Below are 16,530 nucleotides of genomic sequence, written 5' to 3'. Positions count from 1 at the left end.
CTTAGAGGAGGGAGTATTATGGCAAAACCTTCATCCAAAAAGCAGACAGATTCTCGCGAAAAATATGAAGTAGATGTTGATCGTATGATTAATGAAGGAATGGCTGGTGGTACAGCACATTCGGTACATGGTCGAATGCAAATCGAACAAGCAAGAAAATTGCCAAAAGAAAAAGAAGCCTTTCCCGCCGAAACAGACGGGGAGTAAAAATACACACACTCTTTTAAAAAGTGTGTGTATTTTTATGGAGTTAACGCTCATAACATATATTCTTTGTTATAATAGATGTAAATGATATTTCAATGAAAGAGGCTTAAACATGTTAGAACAACTTCAACAAATGTTCCCTAATTTAGTTACACATTCAAATGAGACAAAAATGGATACGATTTCGTATAAATGGTATGTCACAAATGAAAATGACATTATCGGAGTACCTAAAGATGAATTAACGGAGAGAGAATCGAAAATTTTAGAAATATTACTTGCGCCATATAAAGCTAGTCAACCACCGACTACTGAACGCGAAAAATTATGGATGGATATTTTATTTCAACATGAAATTCCTAAAAAAATGATGGAAGATAGCATGTCCGCCTTCCATTTTGTCTATTTTTCCCTATCAGATGAGTCGATTGATCCTGAATCATTTAGAGAAGCGATCCATGGTTTGTTCCCGCAAAAGACCTCCATCCTGTGGGAAAACAACCATGAAGGAGTGATCATTCAAGAAGAAGTCCAAACAATCGAGGACTTTGTATCCTATTCCGAGATTATCGAGGTACTAACGACAGATTTTTATATCAATATAAAGCTTTTTGTCGGTCCAACATTACATCATATTCAACAAGCACCAGATTTCTATGAATGGATCAAAAAATGTTACTACTTAACCAGACGCCATAATCATGCTGTTTTGGATTATATTAAAGCGATTCCGTATCTATTTTTACATGATATAAGTGATAAAGAACAACAGATGATTACGGATTCAATCCTTAATGAGGTAAAAAGTGACGAAGAATTATTAAAGACAGTTCAAGTCTTTTTGGAGTCCAATTCCAATACAACCTTAGCGGCAAAAAAAATGTACATGCACCGTAATAGTTTACAGTATCGTGTGGACAAGTTCATTGAGAAAACGGGGATAGATGTGAAACAATTCGATGGAGCCATTGCCGTTTATTTATGTCTGCTTATGCGCACAAAATGGTAAAATGAGACAATACATCACTTAAGGGACATGCTTTTGTAACCGTGCACAAATAGGGTGACTTTTTTTGTGCACGCTTTCTATTTACCTTTGGACATTTTATTAGTAAACTTATAGACATAGATGAAACGCTTTCAACAAATTAGGAGGGGAATACAATGGCAGAATTAACATTAAGAAACATTGACAAAATTTATACAAAAGGTGAAGACAAAGCAGTTGACAACTTCAACCTTGAAATTAAAGACAAAGAATTTATCGTATTCGTAGGTCCATCTGGTTGCGGTAAATCAACTACACTTCGTATGATTGCAGGTCTTGAAGAAATTTCTAGTGGAGAGTTCTACATCGATGACAAATTGATGAATGAAGTCGCTCCTAAAGACCGTGATATTGCGATGGTATTCCAAAACTACGCACTATATCCACACATGAATGTTTATGACAATATGGCATTTGGTCTTAAACTTCGTAAATTCAAAAAAGACGAAATCGAGCGTCGTGTAAAAGAAGCAGCTCGTATTCTAGGTTTGGAAGCTTACTTAGACCGTAAACCGAAGGCACTTTCAGGTGGTCAGCGTCAGCGTGTTGCACTAGGTCGTGCAATCGTCCGTGATGCAAAAGTATTCTTAATGGATGAGCCGTTATCAAACTTGGATGCGAAACTTCGTGTACAAATGCGTGCGGAAATTCAAAAGCTTCACCACCGCCTACAAACAACTACTATTTACGTTACACACGACCAAACAGAAGCGATGACAATGGCAACTCGCCTTGTTGTATTAAAAGATGGTGTTATCCAGCAAGTTGGTGCTCCTAAAGAAGTATATGATAAGCCAAACAACATCTTCGTTGGTGGTTTCATCGGTTCACCAGCTATGAACTTCTTTAACGGTACATTAGAAGAAGGAAAAATTGCACTTGGTGATACAAAAGTTGAAGTACCTGAAGGAAAAATGAAAGTACTTCGTGAGCAAGGATATGTTGGTAAAGAAGTAGTACTAGGTGTACGTCCAGAAGATATCCATGATGAGCCTGTCTTCTTAGATGCGAATCCAGGTAAGAAAATTACCGCTACGATCGATGTATCCGAATTAATGGGTTCTGAGTCTTATCTATACTCTGAAGTAAATGGTCAAGAATTCGTTGCACGTGTTGATTCTCGTACAGATATCCACGGTGGTGAAAAAATCGACTTGGCATTCGATATGCATAAATGCCACTTCTTCGATAAAGACAATGAACAACGCATTAAATAAATAATGTAATCAAACCCGTTTCGTTAGCTCGAAACGGGTTTTTCTATTTTTCGTATTGGTTTATTCTTTTGATATGATTCATACCTTTTCAATAAATGACCTTCGCTCAAACTATCATGTTAATTCATGCTCATGGATAACAACTTCTTCAGAATAATTACAAGCTGAACAAACTCCAACGTGTACGCATTGATGTAAGGAACTGGAATTAGGAATTCCATCGATCAATTGCGCATCATTTATTTCAATATAAGGCGCATAATCATCATAGTAATCGACAACCTTACCTCCATCTAACATATGTGCATCACATACCGGACATCTATGCTCCATTTTTTCTAGACCATTACATAGATAACAAATATACATATTTATCCTCCGCAATGAATATTACATTCCTTCATTTCACTTATATATTGTACTTTTTTCATTGCTTTACAACTTCTTTTATATTTTCTTAATCTGTAAAAAGGAGACACTTAAATAAGCGTCTCCTTCTTCTTATTATTCAATTATTGTTGTTGGTTTCCACCAAATTGTTGTTCAGCCATTGTTACTAAGCGTTTTGTGATTTCTCCACCAACAGAACCGTTAGCACGAGAAGTAGAGTCTGCACCTAAGTTTACACCAAATTCTTGTGCAATCTCATATTTCATTTGATCTAGTGCTTGCTCTACTCCAGGAACAACTAATTGATTTGAATTGTTAGTTGCCATCTTTGATCACCTCCTGTACCCCATATTGTGAACAAAAAGGAGATCAATATGCTTTTATTTCACTAGCAATTTCTAGCAACAATTCCAACGTGTTTATTTTGGATAAGTCATTTCTTCTGGCTTGATCCATTCATCAAATTGCTCAGCTGTTAATAAGCCTGATTCAACTGCAGCTTCTTTTAATGTTGTATTATCAGCAAACGCTTTTTTGGCAATCTTTGCGGCATTCTCATATCCAATATGCGGATTAAGTGCTGTTACTAGCATAAGTGAATCATTTAAGTTTTTCTCAATTTGTTCATGATTTGGCTCTATTCCGACAACACAACGATCATTAAATGATAGCATACTGTCTGCTAATAGTTGTGCAGATTGCAAGAAGTTATAAGCAATAACTGGTTTAAAGACATTTAATTCAAAATTACCTTGACTTGCAGCGATACCAATTGCTGCATCATTGCCCATTACTTGTGTCGCTACCATGGTAATTGCTTCACTTTGCGTCGGATTAACCTTACCAGGCATAATCGAGCTTCCTGGTTCATTGGCTGGAATTGTAATTTCCCCAATTCCGCAACGAGGTCCACTAGCTAACCAACGCACATCGTTACCTATCTTCATTAAGTCTGCAGCTAATCCTTTTAAAGCTCCGTGTGCATAGACTAACTCATCATGGCTTGTCAATGCATGGAATTTATTTGGTGCAGAAACAAAATCTTTTCCGGTATATTCACTAATTTTTGCTGTTACACGCTCTGAAAATTCCGGATGAGCATTTAATCCAGTACCAACAGCAGTACCACCAATAGCCAATTCTTTCACATAGGGAATACTGTCTTTGATCATCGATTCTGTTTTTTCCAGCATCCGATGCCAGCCACTAATCTCTTGTCCTAACGTTAATGGGGTAGCATCTTGGAGGTGTGTCCGTCCGATTTTCACGATATCGTCAAACGCTTCCATCTTTTCTTTTATCGTTGCTTTTAAAGTTGCTAATGCAGGTAAAACAACGTCCTCTAATTTACGGACAGCAGCAATATGTAAAGCAGTTGGATAGGTGTCGTTGGAACTTTGTGATTTATTGACATCATCATTTGGATGTAAGGTAACATCACTATTTTGTTCCTTTAACCACAGATTTCCTACATAAGCAATCACTTCATTAACGTTCATATTGGATTGTGTACCACTACCTGTTTGCCATACTACTAATGGGAAGTGCTCATATAATTCACCTGCTAAAATGCGGTCTGCAGCATGTTTTATCGCATCCGCTTTCAATTGTTCCATTAAACCTAGTTCGCTATTTACAATGGCAGCACTACGTTTTAAAATGGCAAAGCCTTCAATTATTTCAGTTGGCATTGTCTCATTACCAATTGGGAAATTTTCTTTACTACGCTGTGTTTGCGCCCCCCAATACTTATCATTCGCAACCTTCATTTCACCGATAGTGTCACGTTCAATACGATAATCCATTATACATTCTCCCCCTTATGTAATCTTCATTTATCACGGAGCTAAGTGTCGGTAAATCCCCTCAATTCAAATTTCGAGAGAGTTCTAAGTTAGGAGATCACCTTCCTTAACACCCTGACAAGTTTCCCTTTATATTGTATCAAAAAATGCGAAAAAAATAGAGACAAAACTATTTTGTCTCTACATAAGGTATACCGGTACGATAAAGCCCCCTTGTTTCCATTCCCCCTAGACCTCTTTCACCAGTAAGTGTGTTTTTTAACACATCATAAACATTCACTTTATCCATAAAAGGTGTGTAGGCTACTTTTGCTACAACATAGACGGGATCTAACGCATGAATATTGACGCGATCTGGTGAGCTTGCAAAATTAGCCCCTGCGCGAATAAGCGATTCAAAGTGTGATTGACATGCCCCTGCAAAAATAATCAATTGATCCAAATTGGGAGACCATTCTCTCGCTTGACGTACAGCTTCAACAAAAAATCGTGTGTTGCGGTATGCGGACATATCTTTTTTACTGCCCTTTGATTCTGAATAAGCATCATGTCCGGTAATAACGATAATATCTGGCTGCACTTTTTTAACTAGGTCTTCCATTTCAATGGGTAATTCTTTTTCTTGCACATACACACCATGCACTTGCAATCCTAGTCGCTGATATAATTCAATGCATTTCTTTAAATAAAGTCGATCACCATCAATGTGTAGTACTTTTACTGGTAATTGAAATCGTTGAATATTACGTGGCTCTATTTTTTTATGCTCATAATCTTTTTTTTCTTTCATTAGCTGATAATCTTGACGAAAAAGACGATATGAATACTCTTCTTTTTCTTTTATTTCATCCTGTCTTTTTCTAATATCTTCTTCTGGTAAAATACGAAGATCATCAACAGGTGCATCTGCTTCTAGACGTAAATCTTCTCCGTGTAGTAATACCTTATCATCATTTATATTTTTGATACGAAAAACGATATCATGTTTATAAGAATATCGTGTCACAAGCATTCCTGTCATCAGCTTCACCAAATCACCCCATAATGAGCTTGCTACTATAGGTTATGTGAGGTTAGTATTTTTGGTGAATAAGATGAAATCACCCAGTCTGTTTTTAGCCTATATCTGCATTTTTATGTTAACGTATCTAATACTAGGAAAACCGTTGCATGTAACTGTAAGTTTTCCCGGTAAAGCTACATTCACCAGGAAATCACCCTTTTAAAATTAAAGGATTTCCCGGTAAAAATGAAATTAGAGGGAAATCTAACAAGTAGAATAAGAAGTTTTCCCGATATTTTAGGGACCGCAATAAGCGATGATTGAGCGATTCGTGAAATTGCCTAATTTTCTGTGCTTGCGTCGACTTTCTAAGAAAAGCGCAGAGCGCCCGTTTAGAAACGTAGCGACTGGAGCGACTGGAGCGCATCAACTGAGATAAAGGAATCACGGTGAGTTTACGAACCGATGATGACTTATCGTAGGGCGATTCGTGAAGTCGCCTAGTTTCTGGGCGCTCGGAGCTAGACATCTCCGCAAATTTTATACTTTCTTGTCCTATGAAAAAAAGCACAAGTTCGACTGGCTACTTCACTTCTTGCCAAACAAGAAAGTGTTCTTTTATTACTGCTTCATAAAGAATATCTTCAAAATAATACGATAAAAACCAAGAAGCTTTAGCTTCTTGGTTTAAGGATAAAGTCCAAAGAATTCTTCTAATGTTACTTGTGCTTGATAAATTTCTGTCGCAGTTTCTTTTCCTACGTAACGTAAATGCCATGGTTCGTAACTGTATCCAGTAATTGCTTCTTTTCCTTCTGGATAGCGAATGATAAAACCATGTTCATGGGCATGATCTTCCAGCCATTGCCCTTCCTCTGTTTCAATAAAACTTTGTTCCAGAACAGCCACTAATGCTGCTGAGGCAACATCCATTGCCAAACCGGTCTGATGCTCGCTAGTTCCAGGTTTCGCTGAGAATTTATCTGCATGATCTTGACCTTTTGTTTCAACATTATTTTCATATATTTGTTTCTGGCGGTCATAGGAGCGATAGCCGGATACAGCTACTAGTTCTAAGCCATCTTCCTTTGCGGCTGCAAAAAGATCCTCCAGTGCACCTGCTGCTACTTGTCGGATTAAACGCTTCGGATCTCCTTCTGCTGCATAGTAAGGAACATTCGCCTCCACTAAGTCATCCGGTTCGTAACCGTCTGGCAATTTCCGCTGTTTATTGACAACAAGTGATACACTGTCAGGATTATCGACAACTGTCAGTGTATCATCTTTTTTTTCTTCGGTCTGCTCATTTTCCTGCTCTTCTTCATTTACTTGTTCTGCTTGTTCTTTATCTTCTTCTTCCACTTGGACAAAAGATTCCGGTTCTTCCTTATAATCTTGTTGAGTATCTCTTTTTTCTATCTGTTGTGCTAAAAAGTTTTCTTGTTGACATCCAATCAAGAAAGTTATTAGCAAGATAAAAATTGCTGCTTTTTTCATTTTTATAACCCTTTCCATGTGACAACTAAACAATCTACACTCTTATTACTATAACATATTTTATACAGAATCCATATAGTAGGAAAGAATTAACATCCTGTTAAAAGATGTAGTAGATAGTAATGAAAGCTCTGTTTGAATGATCCTCGGAACAGAAACGGCGCATTGCTTCTCTTCCCTGGATATTTGCCTATATCCTCGGAAGGGAAGGCGGCGCTTCCGGGGATATCTCCCCGCGGGGTTTGAACAACGGCTTAGAAAACACTAAGAAAGTAATTTTTTGTTTGAATAGATGGTGCACTTGTTCCCAACAAAGTATTCTGTTGATACGGTTTGTCAGCAATGCAACGCAGTATATAAATTATGTATAAGAAAAGTGCAGAGCGCCCGATTAGAAACGTAGCGACTTCAGAATTAACTGAGATAAAGGAATCACGGTGAGTTTACGAACCGATGATGACTTATCGTAGGGCAATTCGTGAAGTCGCCTAGTTTCTGGGTGCTCGGAGCTAGACATCTGCGCAAAATTTATACTTTCCTATATTAAAATAAAAACCTCGTCGATTTAACGAACGAGGTAAATGCTTATGATTCCCAGATATAACTGTTATATGTTTCACTCAATTTTTTGAATGTTTCTTTATTGTTATCATCAATAGATTGGTTTATTTCTTCTTCTAAGCGTGCCTTATTCCAAGTAAAACAAAGATCGTCCAATACAAGCTGTGACGCTAAACGAATTTCATACGGAATCTCTCTTCTAGCTCTAAGTACCGATTTAGAGTTCATATGGAACACTTTCAATTGATAACTCACCTTATGTTTTTTCATGAAGCACGCCTCCCTTTCTAAGCTCTACTTGTATACCATTTTATGACGAAAAAATCATTTTGTTAATGGTTATTAAACATATTCCCTGAAAATGGTTATCTTAAACGTATGGTAATCCCTTTTTAGCAAAATTTTTAGTGATTAGGAAACACTAAAAGTAGACGTAAAACACTTTCATTTGATAAGCTTATCTTACTATTAGAAACATCGGAGGACGCTTATGGATCAATATCATAAATATAAAGAAGGAGAAAAAGGGGCATGGCTTAGTATTATCACATATATTCTGCTAGCCACTGTTAAATTAGTCATAGCCACAATTGGTAATTCCTCCGCTTTGCGTGCTGATGGTTTAAATAACGCCACTGACGTTGTGGCATCCATAGCAGTATTAATCGGTTTGAAAATTTCTCGGAAACCACCAGATGAAGACCATCACTACGGCCACTTCCGCGCAGAAATGATTGCCTCACTCATAGCTGCCTTCATTATGATGATGGTTGGTATCCAAGTACTATTTGATACAGTTCAATCCATTATTGCTGGCGATTTTTCACAACCAGATATGTTAACCGCTTGGACGGCTTTAGGGGCAGCAATTGTTATGTTTATAGTATATCTATATAATTTACGCTTAGGAAAAAAAATTAACAGCAGCGCACTTCAAGCAGCTGCTCAAGATAACAAATCCGACGCACTTGTAAGTATTGGGGCATTTGTAGGGATTATCGGGGCACAATTTCAAATATACTGGCTTGACCCGTTGGCCGGAGCAATTGTAGGTTTGATTATTTGTAAAACAGCCTGGGATATTTTTAGAGAAGCTACACACACACTAACAGATGGGTTTCAACCAAAAGAATTAGATCAAATCAAAAAAAGTATCCATGACCATCCTGATGTATTAGAGATTAAAGATGTTAAAGGAAGATTGCATGGTAACCAAGCCCTGATTGAAGCAACTATTTATGTAGATCCACATATGACCGTGGAAGAAAGTCACGATATCACAGATCATATCGAGGAAAAATTAAAAGAAAAGCATGACGTACCACATGCCCACATTCATATTGAACCATACGAAGACGAACAATAATGACTTAAGACATCACTTATAAGGGTTATTATGCTATTTCTGTTAGAGCACGCATGAAGTCGCCTGATTTCTGGGGGGCGTCGTGGACGTGGGTCAGTGAACGCAACTTTATCCACATGATCAAATTTTATAATTCCCTAGACAACCAAAAGGACTGTATCCAAATTAGGTTACAGTCCTTTTGCAATTAATTTATCTAAGAGAGAGTCAATATTCACAAAACCGTATGCTGTTTCCTGATATGTGCCATGACCAATCGTTGTTTGCTCTTGCTCGATTTTCTCCGCTCCAAATTGTAAGTAGAACTGATGAGTAGGATTGTTTGTTAATACCCAAATTAATAATGACTGGTAACCTAATTCTTTCATTTCTTCCGAGAAAGCTTTTAACAAACGTTTTCCTAGACCTTTTCTTTGATGGGATGGTAATAAATAAATTGCAAAAATTTCCCCATCATAACCAAAACGATCAGTTCTTTCCTTGCCTCCTGAAATAAACCCGACAATTTCTCCCTCTTCCTCAATCACTGTCACTGGTTGTTGCTGTCGCGGCAACTTCAGTATGGTTTCCCAATAGATTTGTCGATGTTCAACTGTTGTATTGGATAAATCTTGTTCATTAATCAAATTCTGATAAGTTGCTTTCCAACTATGTACATGAACCTCCCCAATAGCTTGCGCGTCTTCGATACGTGCTTTTCTAATTTGATACATGTGTTAACACCCTAACATTTAAATGGTTAAAAGAAACACTGTTAAAATCGCACTTAATACAACTAAAATAACATGAATTCGGAGCCAAGCTAGCAAAATTGCCACTATTCCTGCAACGACACCAATAAATGGCTGGTCTGGCACGACTGTCATAATTCCCGGAAATATCAGTGCACCTAATGCTGCATATGGAATGGCTTGTAACCACTTATTCACCCAATCGGGAAATTGAATGAAATCAACGATAAAAGCTGGGATTATTCGGGGAATCACTGTGACAAGCGCCATTCCAATAATAATGACCCAAATCATCATAATTTCTCCTCCTCTAATAAGAAAATACCGATACTTGCACCTAGGACAGTACCAACTACAATCCCCCAGCCATCTCCTATGTATGGGCTTACTATATAGTTGATTAACATTGCAGCAATACTTATAACTGCAATCCGTTTATATTTTCGTATCGAAGGAATCAGTAATCCAATAAACATTGCATATAGCGCAACACCCATACTCTGACTTAAGTTTTGAGGAATGATGTCCCCGAGCACGCCACCAAGGAACGAGCCCAAAACCCAAGATAGATAGGAAGTCAGCATAATCGTTCCATAGAAAAAGTATCCATATGCCTGATTTCCCTGTTTTTTATAAATAGATGAAACGGAAAAGGTTTCATCGGTTAAGCCCAATGATAAACCAAATTTCCACTTCATTGCATACTGCTTAATTTGATTAATAAAAGATAGGCTCATGACAAAATGACGGAAGTTTAAAACGAACGTCGCAATGATAATCTCCAGAGCACTGACACCAAGACCTATCATACCTGCGCCCATAAACTGAGCTGCACCAGCATATACAAGGAGACTCATACCAGTAAGCTCCATTAATGTCATCCCAGCCTGCTTCGCTAAAACACCGTAAGCAATTGCTATCGGTAAATAGCCTACAACAATTGGTGATCCGGCAATGAACCCATCTCTTATCTGCATCTTAATTACCTGTTTCTCCCCTAGGCCCATTACAACTATTTCCCCTTTAGCTTATTCTTCGATATTGTCTTGATCTGTTAAAATAATTGGCCCTTCCTTAGCAATTACTAATGTGTGTTCAAACTGTGCGGAACGTTCCCCATCGACCGTACGTGCAGTCCAATTGTTATCATCCATTTTACTTTGCCATACACCTTCATTAATCATTGGCTCGATAGTAATAACCATACCTTCTTTAAGACGCGGTCCTTTGCCAGCCAAACCAAAATGCGGAATTTGTGGATCTTCATGAATCGTCGGTCCAATTCCATGCCCTGTAAACTCACGAACTACTGAATAGCCTTCTGCTTCCGCATATTGTTGAATAGCATGACCAATATCACCGATTCGATTTCCTGGCATTGCTTGTTCAATACCTTTATATAGGGAAGTTTTGGTTACTTCTAATAAATTCTTTGTTTTTTCATCTGGTTCACCAACTACATATGTCCATGCAGAATCTGCCAAACCACCATTGAGGTTGACAACCATATCGATCGTCACAATATCACCATTGACTAGCTTTTCATCACGTGGAAAGCCATGGCAAATTTCATCATTTATAGAAGCACAAGTTGCATATGGATAACCATTGTATCCTTTTTGTTCTGGAGTTGCGCCATGTTCAGCCAAAAAGGAGTCTACAAATGCATCGATGTCTTTCGTTGTTACACCTGGTTTAATTCGCTTTGCAATTTCTTTATGACAACGTGCCAGTAATTTACCAGCTTCGTGCATCATTTCTATTTCACGTTTACTTTTTCTAGTGATCATTTAAAACTTCCTTTCTAAATCCCTTTGCCAAATTTCGTCTCTATAAAGTTTATCATATTTTGCTGAAAAGTTGTGTAAGAAAATACTCAGTAATTTAATGATAGACAAGCTTACAACATATTTAAAACCCGCTTCATTCTTGTAATGAAACGGGTCATGTTTTGTCAGGCTAGCTGTTGAGAAAGCCTATTCTCTTGTTAAATTAGTACGCGCCGTATCCCCAAGAAGCACCAATGATGATTAAGAGAATAAACAACACGACGATTAGCGCAAAACCTGAGCCATAACCATATTGTTGTGCACCCATCTATATCCCTCCTTATAATACTTACACTTATAAACTATGTAAGAGGAAAGAAAATGGTCAGTGTTATGACGGAAAATGGGTGATAACCTACTTAAAAATATTTTTTACACTGTAATACTCCCCGTTTTGTATCGATGCTTCATTTAATAATCGGTCGACTAATACTTTTGCAACTACATCTGTATCACGGAGTTTATTTTCTGCTTTATAATTTTTAAATTGATCAACATCTACAAACTGGCTTGGATCTGCAGAGCGGATTTCACCTTGCATATCAGTGTCCATAATACTTGGATCAAATAAAAAAACTTTATGACCAGTACCTAACATTTCTTGCTCCAATGCTACTGTATTCGTGTAACGATCTAATCCTGCTTTTGTGCTTCCATACGCGTTCCAGCCGTATACAGATCGATTGGCTGCCCCTGAAGTTACATTAGCTATAACCAATGATAAGTCTGTGTCACGCCAGGCATCCAACCATAAATTAGTCACTACCATTGGCGCTAATAAATTGACATGGACATGGGCAGTTAACTGTGCAATGTCTTGTTTCCCTGCTTGTTCAATCGGCGAGACTAATGCTGCATTCTGCACTAATTGCAATGATTCCACTAACTGCCCCTTCAAAAAGGAAATGATGTTTTGAAACGTTGCTTCTGTTTGTTCGATATCAGATAAGTCGACTTGATAATGCTTATAGCTGCCTGGCAAATCAGCATTCTCCAATTCTTGATTTTTTCCTCTGGCAAGTCCAATTACATGAACAGAAGCCTCCATCAACTGTTTTGCTACCGATGCACCAAGACCTTTTGACGTACCTGTTATAACGGCATATTTCATGGGATCACCTCATTTTTTTGATTGATCTAAAGCTTGTTTCATTGTAGAAATAATATCTGCTGCATCTTCAATTCCAACCGAAATTCTGATTAAGCCCTTTGTTATTCCTAGTGCTTGTTGAGATGACTCTGGCAAGTTACGGTGAGAAGTACCGATCGGATAGGATACCGTTGTTTCTACCCCCGCTAATGTAGCCACAATTTTGATCCAATCTAATGACTCAAAAAAGGCTGCAATATCCGCATTGTTCGTAATATCAATCGTCACAATAGCTCCATTACCTTTTTCAGAGACATATTCCGGGTAATAGACTTTATCTACAGCGGGATGTTCAGCTAATGCTTCTGCTAATTTGGCTGCATTTTTTACATGACGCTCCATACGAACACTTAATGTTTTGAGGCCTCTAACTGTTAACCATGCTTCAAAAGGACTTAAATTCGAGCCTAAATTGACCATTTTTGTTTTGGCTTTTGCAATCAAATCTTCGTCACCAGCTAACACACCCGCTGTAATATCACTATGTCCACCTAGATATTTGGTTGCACTATGTACGACAAGATTAACTCCCAATGGATATGGTTGTACTAAATAAGGAGTGGCAAATGTGTTATCTATCATTGTCTTCAAGTTATGCTTCTTAGCAGTTTCGACTACCTTTTCTATATTTTCAACTCGTAACAGCGGATTGGTGATCGATTCGGTATATAGTAATACTGTATTTTCTCGAATATCCTGTTCTAGATCATTTTCGAAGGAGACAAAACTTACTTCAATACCAAATGCGGTTAGTTCATTCGCTAACAATTCATACGTACCACCATATAAGTCTTCTGACGCTAAAATATGATCTCCTGCTTTTGCAATTGAAAGAATTCCAACCATGATTGCTGACAGTCCTGAAGAAGAAGCGATCCCTGCTGGTGCTGCCTCCAGTTTTGCTACAGCATGACCTAGTTCATCTGTATTGGGGTTTCCTACTCTCGTATACAGATATTCTCGTTCACCCTTATAGAAATTTTCAATATCTTCTAAGTTTTCAAAGGTGAAAGCTGATGTTTGATGAATGGGTGTTACTTTTGTTGGTACACTTTCTTTTCTTTTCATTGTTACGTGCACAGATTCCGTATCAAATCCTTGTCCCATTGTTGCTCGTCCTCTCTATCTAAACATTCTGACTTTTTTCTAATAATACTACTTTAACGCAAAAATCAAGTTTTTCCAATAAGAAAAACCTGATCTTTCCACCTTGCTTAATACAGAGTAGATACAAACTGCGAACTAGCATAGTTGCAAGATCGGCAGGACTTCTGTTCCGGGGAAAAGAATGACGCTTCCGTGGATATCCTTTGCTGTTCCGGGGATATCTTCTCCTCTTCCAAGGATATAATCGTTTATCCCCGGAAGAGAAGACCTTTTCCTTGGAAGGGAAAGCTTTTTCCTTGGAACAGATCAGCGCTTCCGTGGATATCCTTTGCTGTTCCGGGGATATAGTCGTTTTTCCCCGGAACAGATGCCTCTACATTACTTCGCAGTTTATGGATAAACTGCAGCTATTTAACGCTCATAGTTTAATCCCTTAGCCATGCCAAACACATGGTACCGTGACCGGTGTGGACACCTGCTACTGGAACGAGGGTTTGAATGTTAACTTTTAGTTCTGCATGTAGCTTTTCGATTTCATCTTTCCATTTATGCGCTTGGTCTTTGACACCTGCGTGTAGTATACAAATTTCTTTTAAATGATATTTTTCCATTGCATCATCCAATAGTTGAAACATTTTGCGTTTCGCTCGCTTTTTGATCCGTACTTTATCTTTGACAACAACTTTTCCATCATCGAAACCAAGTATTAAGTGAATGTTTAATAATGACGCAAAGATGGATTGTGCCGCACTTACTCTACCACTTTTCCTTAGTTGGTCAAAGCTTTGTGGCATTAGGTACATCTGGGCAAACGCTGGGTATGATCTCAATTGTTGGACAATTTCAGTTACACTATAACCATCCCTTTCCATTTGCACACCATTTTCAATCATTTTGCCTAACGCAAAATCGCCAATTTTCGAATCAATTACTTCCACATCAAAGCCGACCATTTCTGATGCAGAAATTGAGCTTTGATATGTCCCAGTAAGTTGACTAGAAGCATGAATTGCAATACCAAAATCATACTCCTCTTTTAATCGTTCATATAAGGTAATGAAATCACCATAGGCTGGTTGACTAGTTTTTGCATCATCACCGTGCTCTTTTAACATTTGATAAAACTCTTCTTTCGTTAAATCCACTTCTTCTTTATATGTTTTACCGTTGATGATTACATTTAAAGGAATAATAAAAATATCATGTTGTTCCGCATATTCTCTATCTAAACCACATGAGCTGTCCGTAATCCATGCTATTTTCTTCAAGACACTCGCCCCTTTTCCTGCACAATGTGTGCAATCGTATTAGCGTCTATTTTACTTGATATCAGTAGTCAAGTAAATCGACAAATTACGCAAAACAGTAATAAATTAAGATAAAAGTAGCTAACACCACAAAAATAAAGTTTAACTACACAAAAACAAATTGATCTACTATTGTCTTATGTATACGAATCGGTGGATCATAAAATGAGACTCCTTCAATAGTAAAGATAATCAATACAATGTGAATCATGGCATGACCGATAATTTCTGTCATACCATAATAAACAGTGCTAAAGGCGGCACTTTCGTACTGATACGAAGAGGGATTAACACGGAGACAATGATAATCCTCATTATTATTATTTACCAGAAAGCTGTTATTTCAAACTCGGGAGCAGACATTATTCCTTATACTAATTGAATAATGAATGCAATTGCTGTACCATATCTCAGAATATTTGCGAATACCATTAGGAAAATCTTCTAGCTTTTGCATACGATATTTTCAAAAAAGATCCATTACTTGTGATAAAATAGTTCAAGTAACTGCTATTTGCTCAAACGGAACTTTTCCCGCCTCGACTTCCGCAAACCATTTTACATGGGCAAAAGTAATAATAGGTGTTGCTAGTAAAAGTGCTATAAAAGTTCTTTTTTCCCTAATAAATAGAATGTCTTATGCTTATCACATCATATGAAAGAAAGGAAAAGATATCATCTTGAATAAATTTCAACTTGTATTAGATGTTGGCGGTGTCCTTGCTACCGATTTGGATCTCTTTTGGGAGGAACTCGTTAATCAGGCAGGTCTTCCTTATGATAAAATCCGAGCCATTTATAAAACAGAAATTCGTGAAAAGCTATGGCAAGGTGAAATTTCCGAGCGTGATTTTTGGCAATGGCTCAGCTATACTTTTCCCAAAATCAACCTGGAATATTTGCAAATAGTTATGCAGAAAAGCCTAGTCGAACTAGAAGGGATTCAGCATGTCGACAAATGGAGTACTGTAAGCGATATACATATTTTAAGTAATCACCGTTCAGAATGGCTCCAACCTGTTATAGATCGGCTTCATCCTTTTTTAACTAGTATCACTGTTTCTGCAGATGTTGGTGTAGCTAAGCCAAACCCTGGAATCTATAATATTTGCAATGACCAATTAGACCCCGATCGACAGATTGTTTTTGTTGATAATAAAAAAGAAAACTTGAGCCCTGCCGTTGAATTGGGTTGGCAAACGATTCATGCTGATCCAAGCAATGAATGGATTGGAAAAGTCGATCATCTCATCTTTAGATAACGTTTGATAAGTTTATAGTTGTCCCTGATAATTTACTATCAACTTCAAGG

General features: G+C 37.6%; 20 protein-coding genes. 5 read left to right on the top strand and 15 right to left on the bottom strand.

The annotated features are described in order from the left end of the window. Positions 1-18 precede the first annotated feature (18 nt). The 3 genes from GH715_RS13625 (at position 19) to GH715_RS13615 (ending at position 2,472) form a co-directional block, all read left to right on the top strand. Positions 19-207, top strand: a complete 189-nt coding sequence (locus tag GH715_RS13625; protein WP_018933665.1) for a hypothetical protein — start codon at positions 19-21, stop codon at positions 205-207. 112 nt (positions 208-319) lie between these two features. Continuing rightward, positions 320-1,216, top strand: coding sequence for a PucR family transcriptional regulator (locus tag GH715_RS13620; RefSeq protein WP_153835746.1), 897 nt, complete (start codon positions 320-322; stop codon positions 1,214-1,216). A gap of 155 nt (positions 1,217-1,371) precedes the next feature. Continuing rightward, entirely contained in the window at positions 1,372-2,472 is a 1,101-nt protein-coding gene (locus GH715_RS13615; RefSeq protein ID WP_153835747.1) for an ABC transporter ATP-binding protein, read from the top strand. Between the two features lie 114 nt (positions 2,473-2,586). Here the strand turns inward: GH715_RS13615 and GH715_RS13610 are convergent, their stop codons facing one another. From GH715_RS13610 to GH715_RS13585, 6 genes are all read right to left on the bottom strand, one after another. After that, positions 2,587-2,841: a hypothetical protein gene (locus GH715_RS13610; protein WP_194928275.1), complete on the bottom strand. Its 255-nt coding sequence runs from the start codon at positions 2,839-2,841 to the stop codon at positions 2,587-2,589. Between the two features lie 143 nt (positions 2,842-2,984). Continuing rightward, entirely contained in the window at positions 2,985-3,188 is a 204-nt protein-coding gene (locus GH715_RS13605; protein WP_018933661.1) for an alpha/beta-type small acid-soluble spore protein, read from the bottom strand. A 93-nt stretch (positions 3,189-3,281) separates the two neighbouring features. Beyond that, positions 3,282-4,667 (bottom strand): class II fumarate hydratase, encoded by a 1,386-nt coding sequence (fumC, locus tag GH715_RS13600; protein WP_153835748.1) that lies wholly within the window; start codon positions 4,665-4,667, stop codon positions 3,282-3,284. Between the two features lie 169 nt (positions 4,668-4,836). Further along, positions 4,837-5,697 carry a sporulation peptidase YabG gene (gene yabG, locus GH715_RS13595; RefSeq protein ID WP_163578658.1) on the bottom strand — a complete coding sequence of 287 codons (861 nt, stop codon included), beginning with the start codon at positions 5,695-5,697 and terminating at the stop codon, positions 4,837-4,839. Positions 5,698-6,357: 660 nt separating this feature from the next. Next, positions 6,358-7,167, bottom strand: coding sequence for a M15 family metallopeptidase (locus tag GH715_RS13590; protein WP_153835749.1), 810 nt, complete (start codon positions 7,165-7,167; stop codon positions 6,358-6,360). Positions 7,168-7,752: 585 nt separating this feature from the next. Beyond that, entirely contained in the window at positions 7,753-7,998 is a 246-nt protein-coding gene (locus GH715_RS13585; RefSeq protein ID WP_018933657.1) for an IDEAL domain-containing protein, read from the bottom strand. Between the two features lie 220 nt (positions 7,999-8,218). On the opposite strand from GH715_RS13585, the gene GH715_RS13580 reads away from it, so the two are divergent. After that, entirely contained in the window at positions 8,219-9,094 is an 876-nt protein-coding gene (locus tag GH715_RS13580) for a cation diffusion facilitator family transporter (protein ID WP_153835750.1), read from the top strand. 170 nt (positions 9,095-9,264) lie between these two features. On the opposite strand, the gene GH715_RS13575 is transcribed toward GH715_RS13580, so the two are convergent. From GH715_RS13575 to GH715_RS21790, 9 genes are all read right to left on the bottom strand, one after another. Then, positions 9,265-9,807 carry a GNAT family N-acetyltransferase gene (locus tag GH715_RS13575; protein ID WP_153835751.1) on the bottom strand — a complete coding sequence of 181 codons (543 nt, stop codon included), beginning with the start codon at positions 9,805-9,807 and terminating at the stop codon, positions 9,265-9,267. 18 nt (positions 9,808-9,825) lie between these two features. After that, positions 9,826-10,119 carry an AzlD domain-containing protein gene (locus GH715_RS13570; RefSeq protein ID WP_163578662.1) on the bottom strand — a complete coding sequence of 98 codons (294 nt, stop codon included), beginning with the start codon at positions 10,117-10,119 and terminating at the stop codon, positions 9,826-9,828. Next, positions 10,119-10,832 carry an AzlC family ABC transporter permease gene (locus tag GH715_RS13565; RefSeq protein ID WP_153835753.1) on the bottom strand — a complete coding sequence of 238 codons (714 nt, stop codon included), beginning with the start codon at positions 10,830-10,832 and terminating at the stop codon, positions 10,119-10,121. The genes GH715_RS13570 and GH715_RS13565 overlap by 1 nt, the downstream gene beginning before the upstream one ends. Before the next feature lie 21 nt (positions 10,833-10,853). Then, entirely contained in the window at positions 10,854-11,615 is a 762-nt protein-coding gene (map, locus tag GH715_RS13560) for a type I methionyl aminopeptidase (RefSeq protein ID WP_153835754.1), read from the bottom strand. A 202-nt stretch (positions 11,616-11,817) separates the two neighbouring features. Beyond that, entirely contained in the window at positions 11,818-11,922 is a 105-nt protein-coding gene (locus GH715_RS13555; RefSeq protein ID WP_018933651.1) for a YjcZ family sporulation protein, read from the bottom strand. 87 nt (positions 11,923-12,009) lie between these two features. Next, entirely contained in the window at positions 12,010-12,765 is a 756-nt protein-coding gene (locus GH715_RS13550; RefSeq protein ID WP_153835755.1) for an SDR family NAD(P)-dependent oxidoreductase, read from the bottom strand. A 9-nt stretch (positions 12,766-12,774) separates the two neighbouring features. Further along, a complete protein-coding gene (locus tag GH715_RS13545; RefSeq protein WP_153835756.1) occupies positions 12,775-13,911 on the bottom strand; it encodes a trans-sulfuration enzyme family protein in 1,137 nt (378 codons plus the stop codon). 425 nt (positions 13,912-14,336) lie between these two features. Further along, positions 14,337-15,179 (bottom strand): DegV family protein, encoded by an 843-nt coding sequence (locus GH715_RS13540; protein ID WP_153835757.1) that lies wholly within the window; start codon positions 15,177-15,179, stop codon positions 14,337-14,339. Between the two features lie 145 nt (positions 15,180-15,324). Then, complete coding sequence (locus GH715_RS21790; protein ID WP_276208113.1) at positions 15,325-15,453, bottom strand: hypothetical protein; 129 nt, start codon at positions 15,451-15,453, stop codon at positions 15,325-15,327. A gap of 445 nt (positions 15,454-15,898) precedes the next feature. Between GH715_RS21790 and GH715_RS13530 the strand changes: the two genes are divergently transcribed. Then, the gene (locus tag GH715_RS13530) at positions 15,899-16,480 is read left to right on the top strand and encodes an HAD-IA family hydrolase (protein WP_153835758.1); all 582 of its coding nucleotides are present in this window, start codon (positions 15,899-15,901) and stop codon (positions 16,478-16,480) included. The last annotated feature ends 50 nt before the right edge of the window (positions 16,481-16,530 follow it).

Source organism: Gracilibacillus thailandensis (genome assembly GCF_010994055.1).
Taxonomy (GTDB): domain Bacteria; phylum Bacillota; class Bacilli; order Bacillales; family Amphibacillaceae; genus Gracilibacillus; species Gracilibacillus lacisalsi.
The sequence above is the reverse complement of the archived record's forward strand: the minus strand, read 5'-3'. Positions and strand labels throughout refer to the sequence as shown.

Coding starts and splice junctions, on each gene's coding strand:
- GH715_RS13625 (WP_018933665.1), top strand. CDS start 19: ATGGCAAAACCTTCATCCAAAAAGCAGACAGATTCTCGCGAAAAATAT.
- GH715_RS13620 (WP_153835746.1), top strand. CDS start 320: ATGTTAGAACAACTTCAACAAATGTTCCCTAATTTAGTTACACATTCA.
- GH715_RS13615 (WP_153835747.1), top strand. CDS start 1,372: ATGGCAGAATTAACATTAAGAAACATTGACAAAATTTATACAAAAGGT.
- GH715_RS13610 (WP_194928275.1), bottom strand. CDS start 2,841: ATGTATATTTGTTATCTATGTAATGGTCTAGAAAAAATGGAGCATAGA.
- GH715_RS13605 (WP_018933661.1), bottom strand. CDS start 3,188: ATGGCAACTAACAATTCAAATCAATTAGTTGTTCCTGGAGTAGAGCAA.
- fumC (WP_153835748.1), bottom strand. CDS start 4,667: ATGGATTATCGTATTGAACGTGACACTATCGGTGAAATGAAGGTTGCG.
- GH715_RS13590 (WP_153835749.1), bottom strand. CDS start 7,167: ATGAAAAAAGCAGCAATTTTTATCTTGCTAATAACTTTCTTGATTGGA.
- GH715_RS13585 (WP_018933657.1), bottom strand. CDS start 7,998: ATGAAAAAACATAAGGTGAGTTATCAATTGAAAGTGTTCCATATGAAC.
- GH715_RS13580 (WP_153835750.1), top strand. CDS start 8,219: ATGGATCAATATCATAAATATAAAGAAGGAGAAAAAGGGGCATGGCTT.
- GH715_RS13575 (WP_153835751.1), bottom strand. CDS start 9,807: ATGTATCAAATTAGAAAAGCACGTATCGAAGACGCGCAAGCTATTGGG.
- GH715_RS13570 (WP_163578662.1), bottom strand. CDS start 10,119: ATGATTTGGGTCATTATTATTGGAATGGCGCTTGTCACAGTGATTCCC.
- GH715_RS13565 (WP_153835753.1), bottom strand. CDS start 10,832: ATGGGCCTAGGGGAGAAACAGGTAATTAAGATGCAGATAAGAGATGGG.
- map (WP_153835754.1), bottom strand. CDS start 11,615: ATGATCACTAGAAAAAGTAAACGTGAAATAGAAATGATGCACGAAGCT.
- GH715_RS13555 (WP_018933651.1), bottom strand. CDS start 11,922: ATGGGTGCACAACAATATGGTTATGGCTCAGGTTTTGCGCTAATCGTC.
- GH715_RS13550 (WP_153835755.1), bottom strand. CDS start 12,765: ATGAAATATGCCGTTATAACAGGTACGTCAAAAGGTCTTGGTGCATCG.
- GH715_RS13545 (WP_153835756.1), bottom strand. CDS start 13,911: ATGGGACAAGGATTTGATACGGAATCTGTGCACGTAACAATGAAAAGA.
- GH715_RS21790 (WP_276208113.1), bottom strand. CDS start 15,453: ATGACAGAAATTATCGGTCATGCCATGATTCACATTGTATTGATTATC.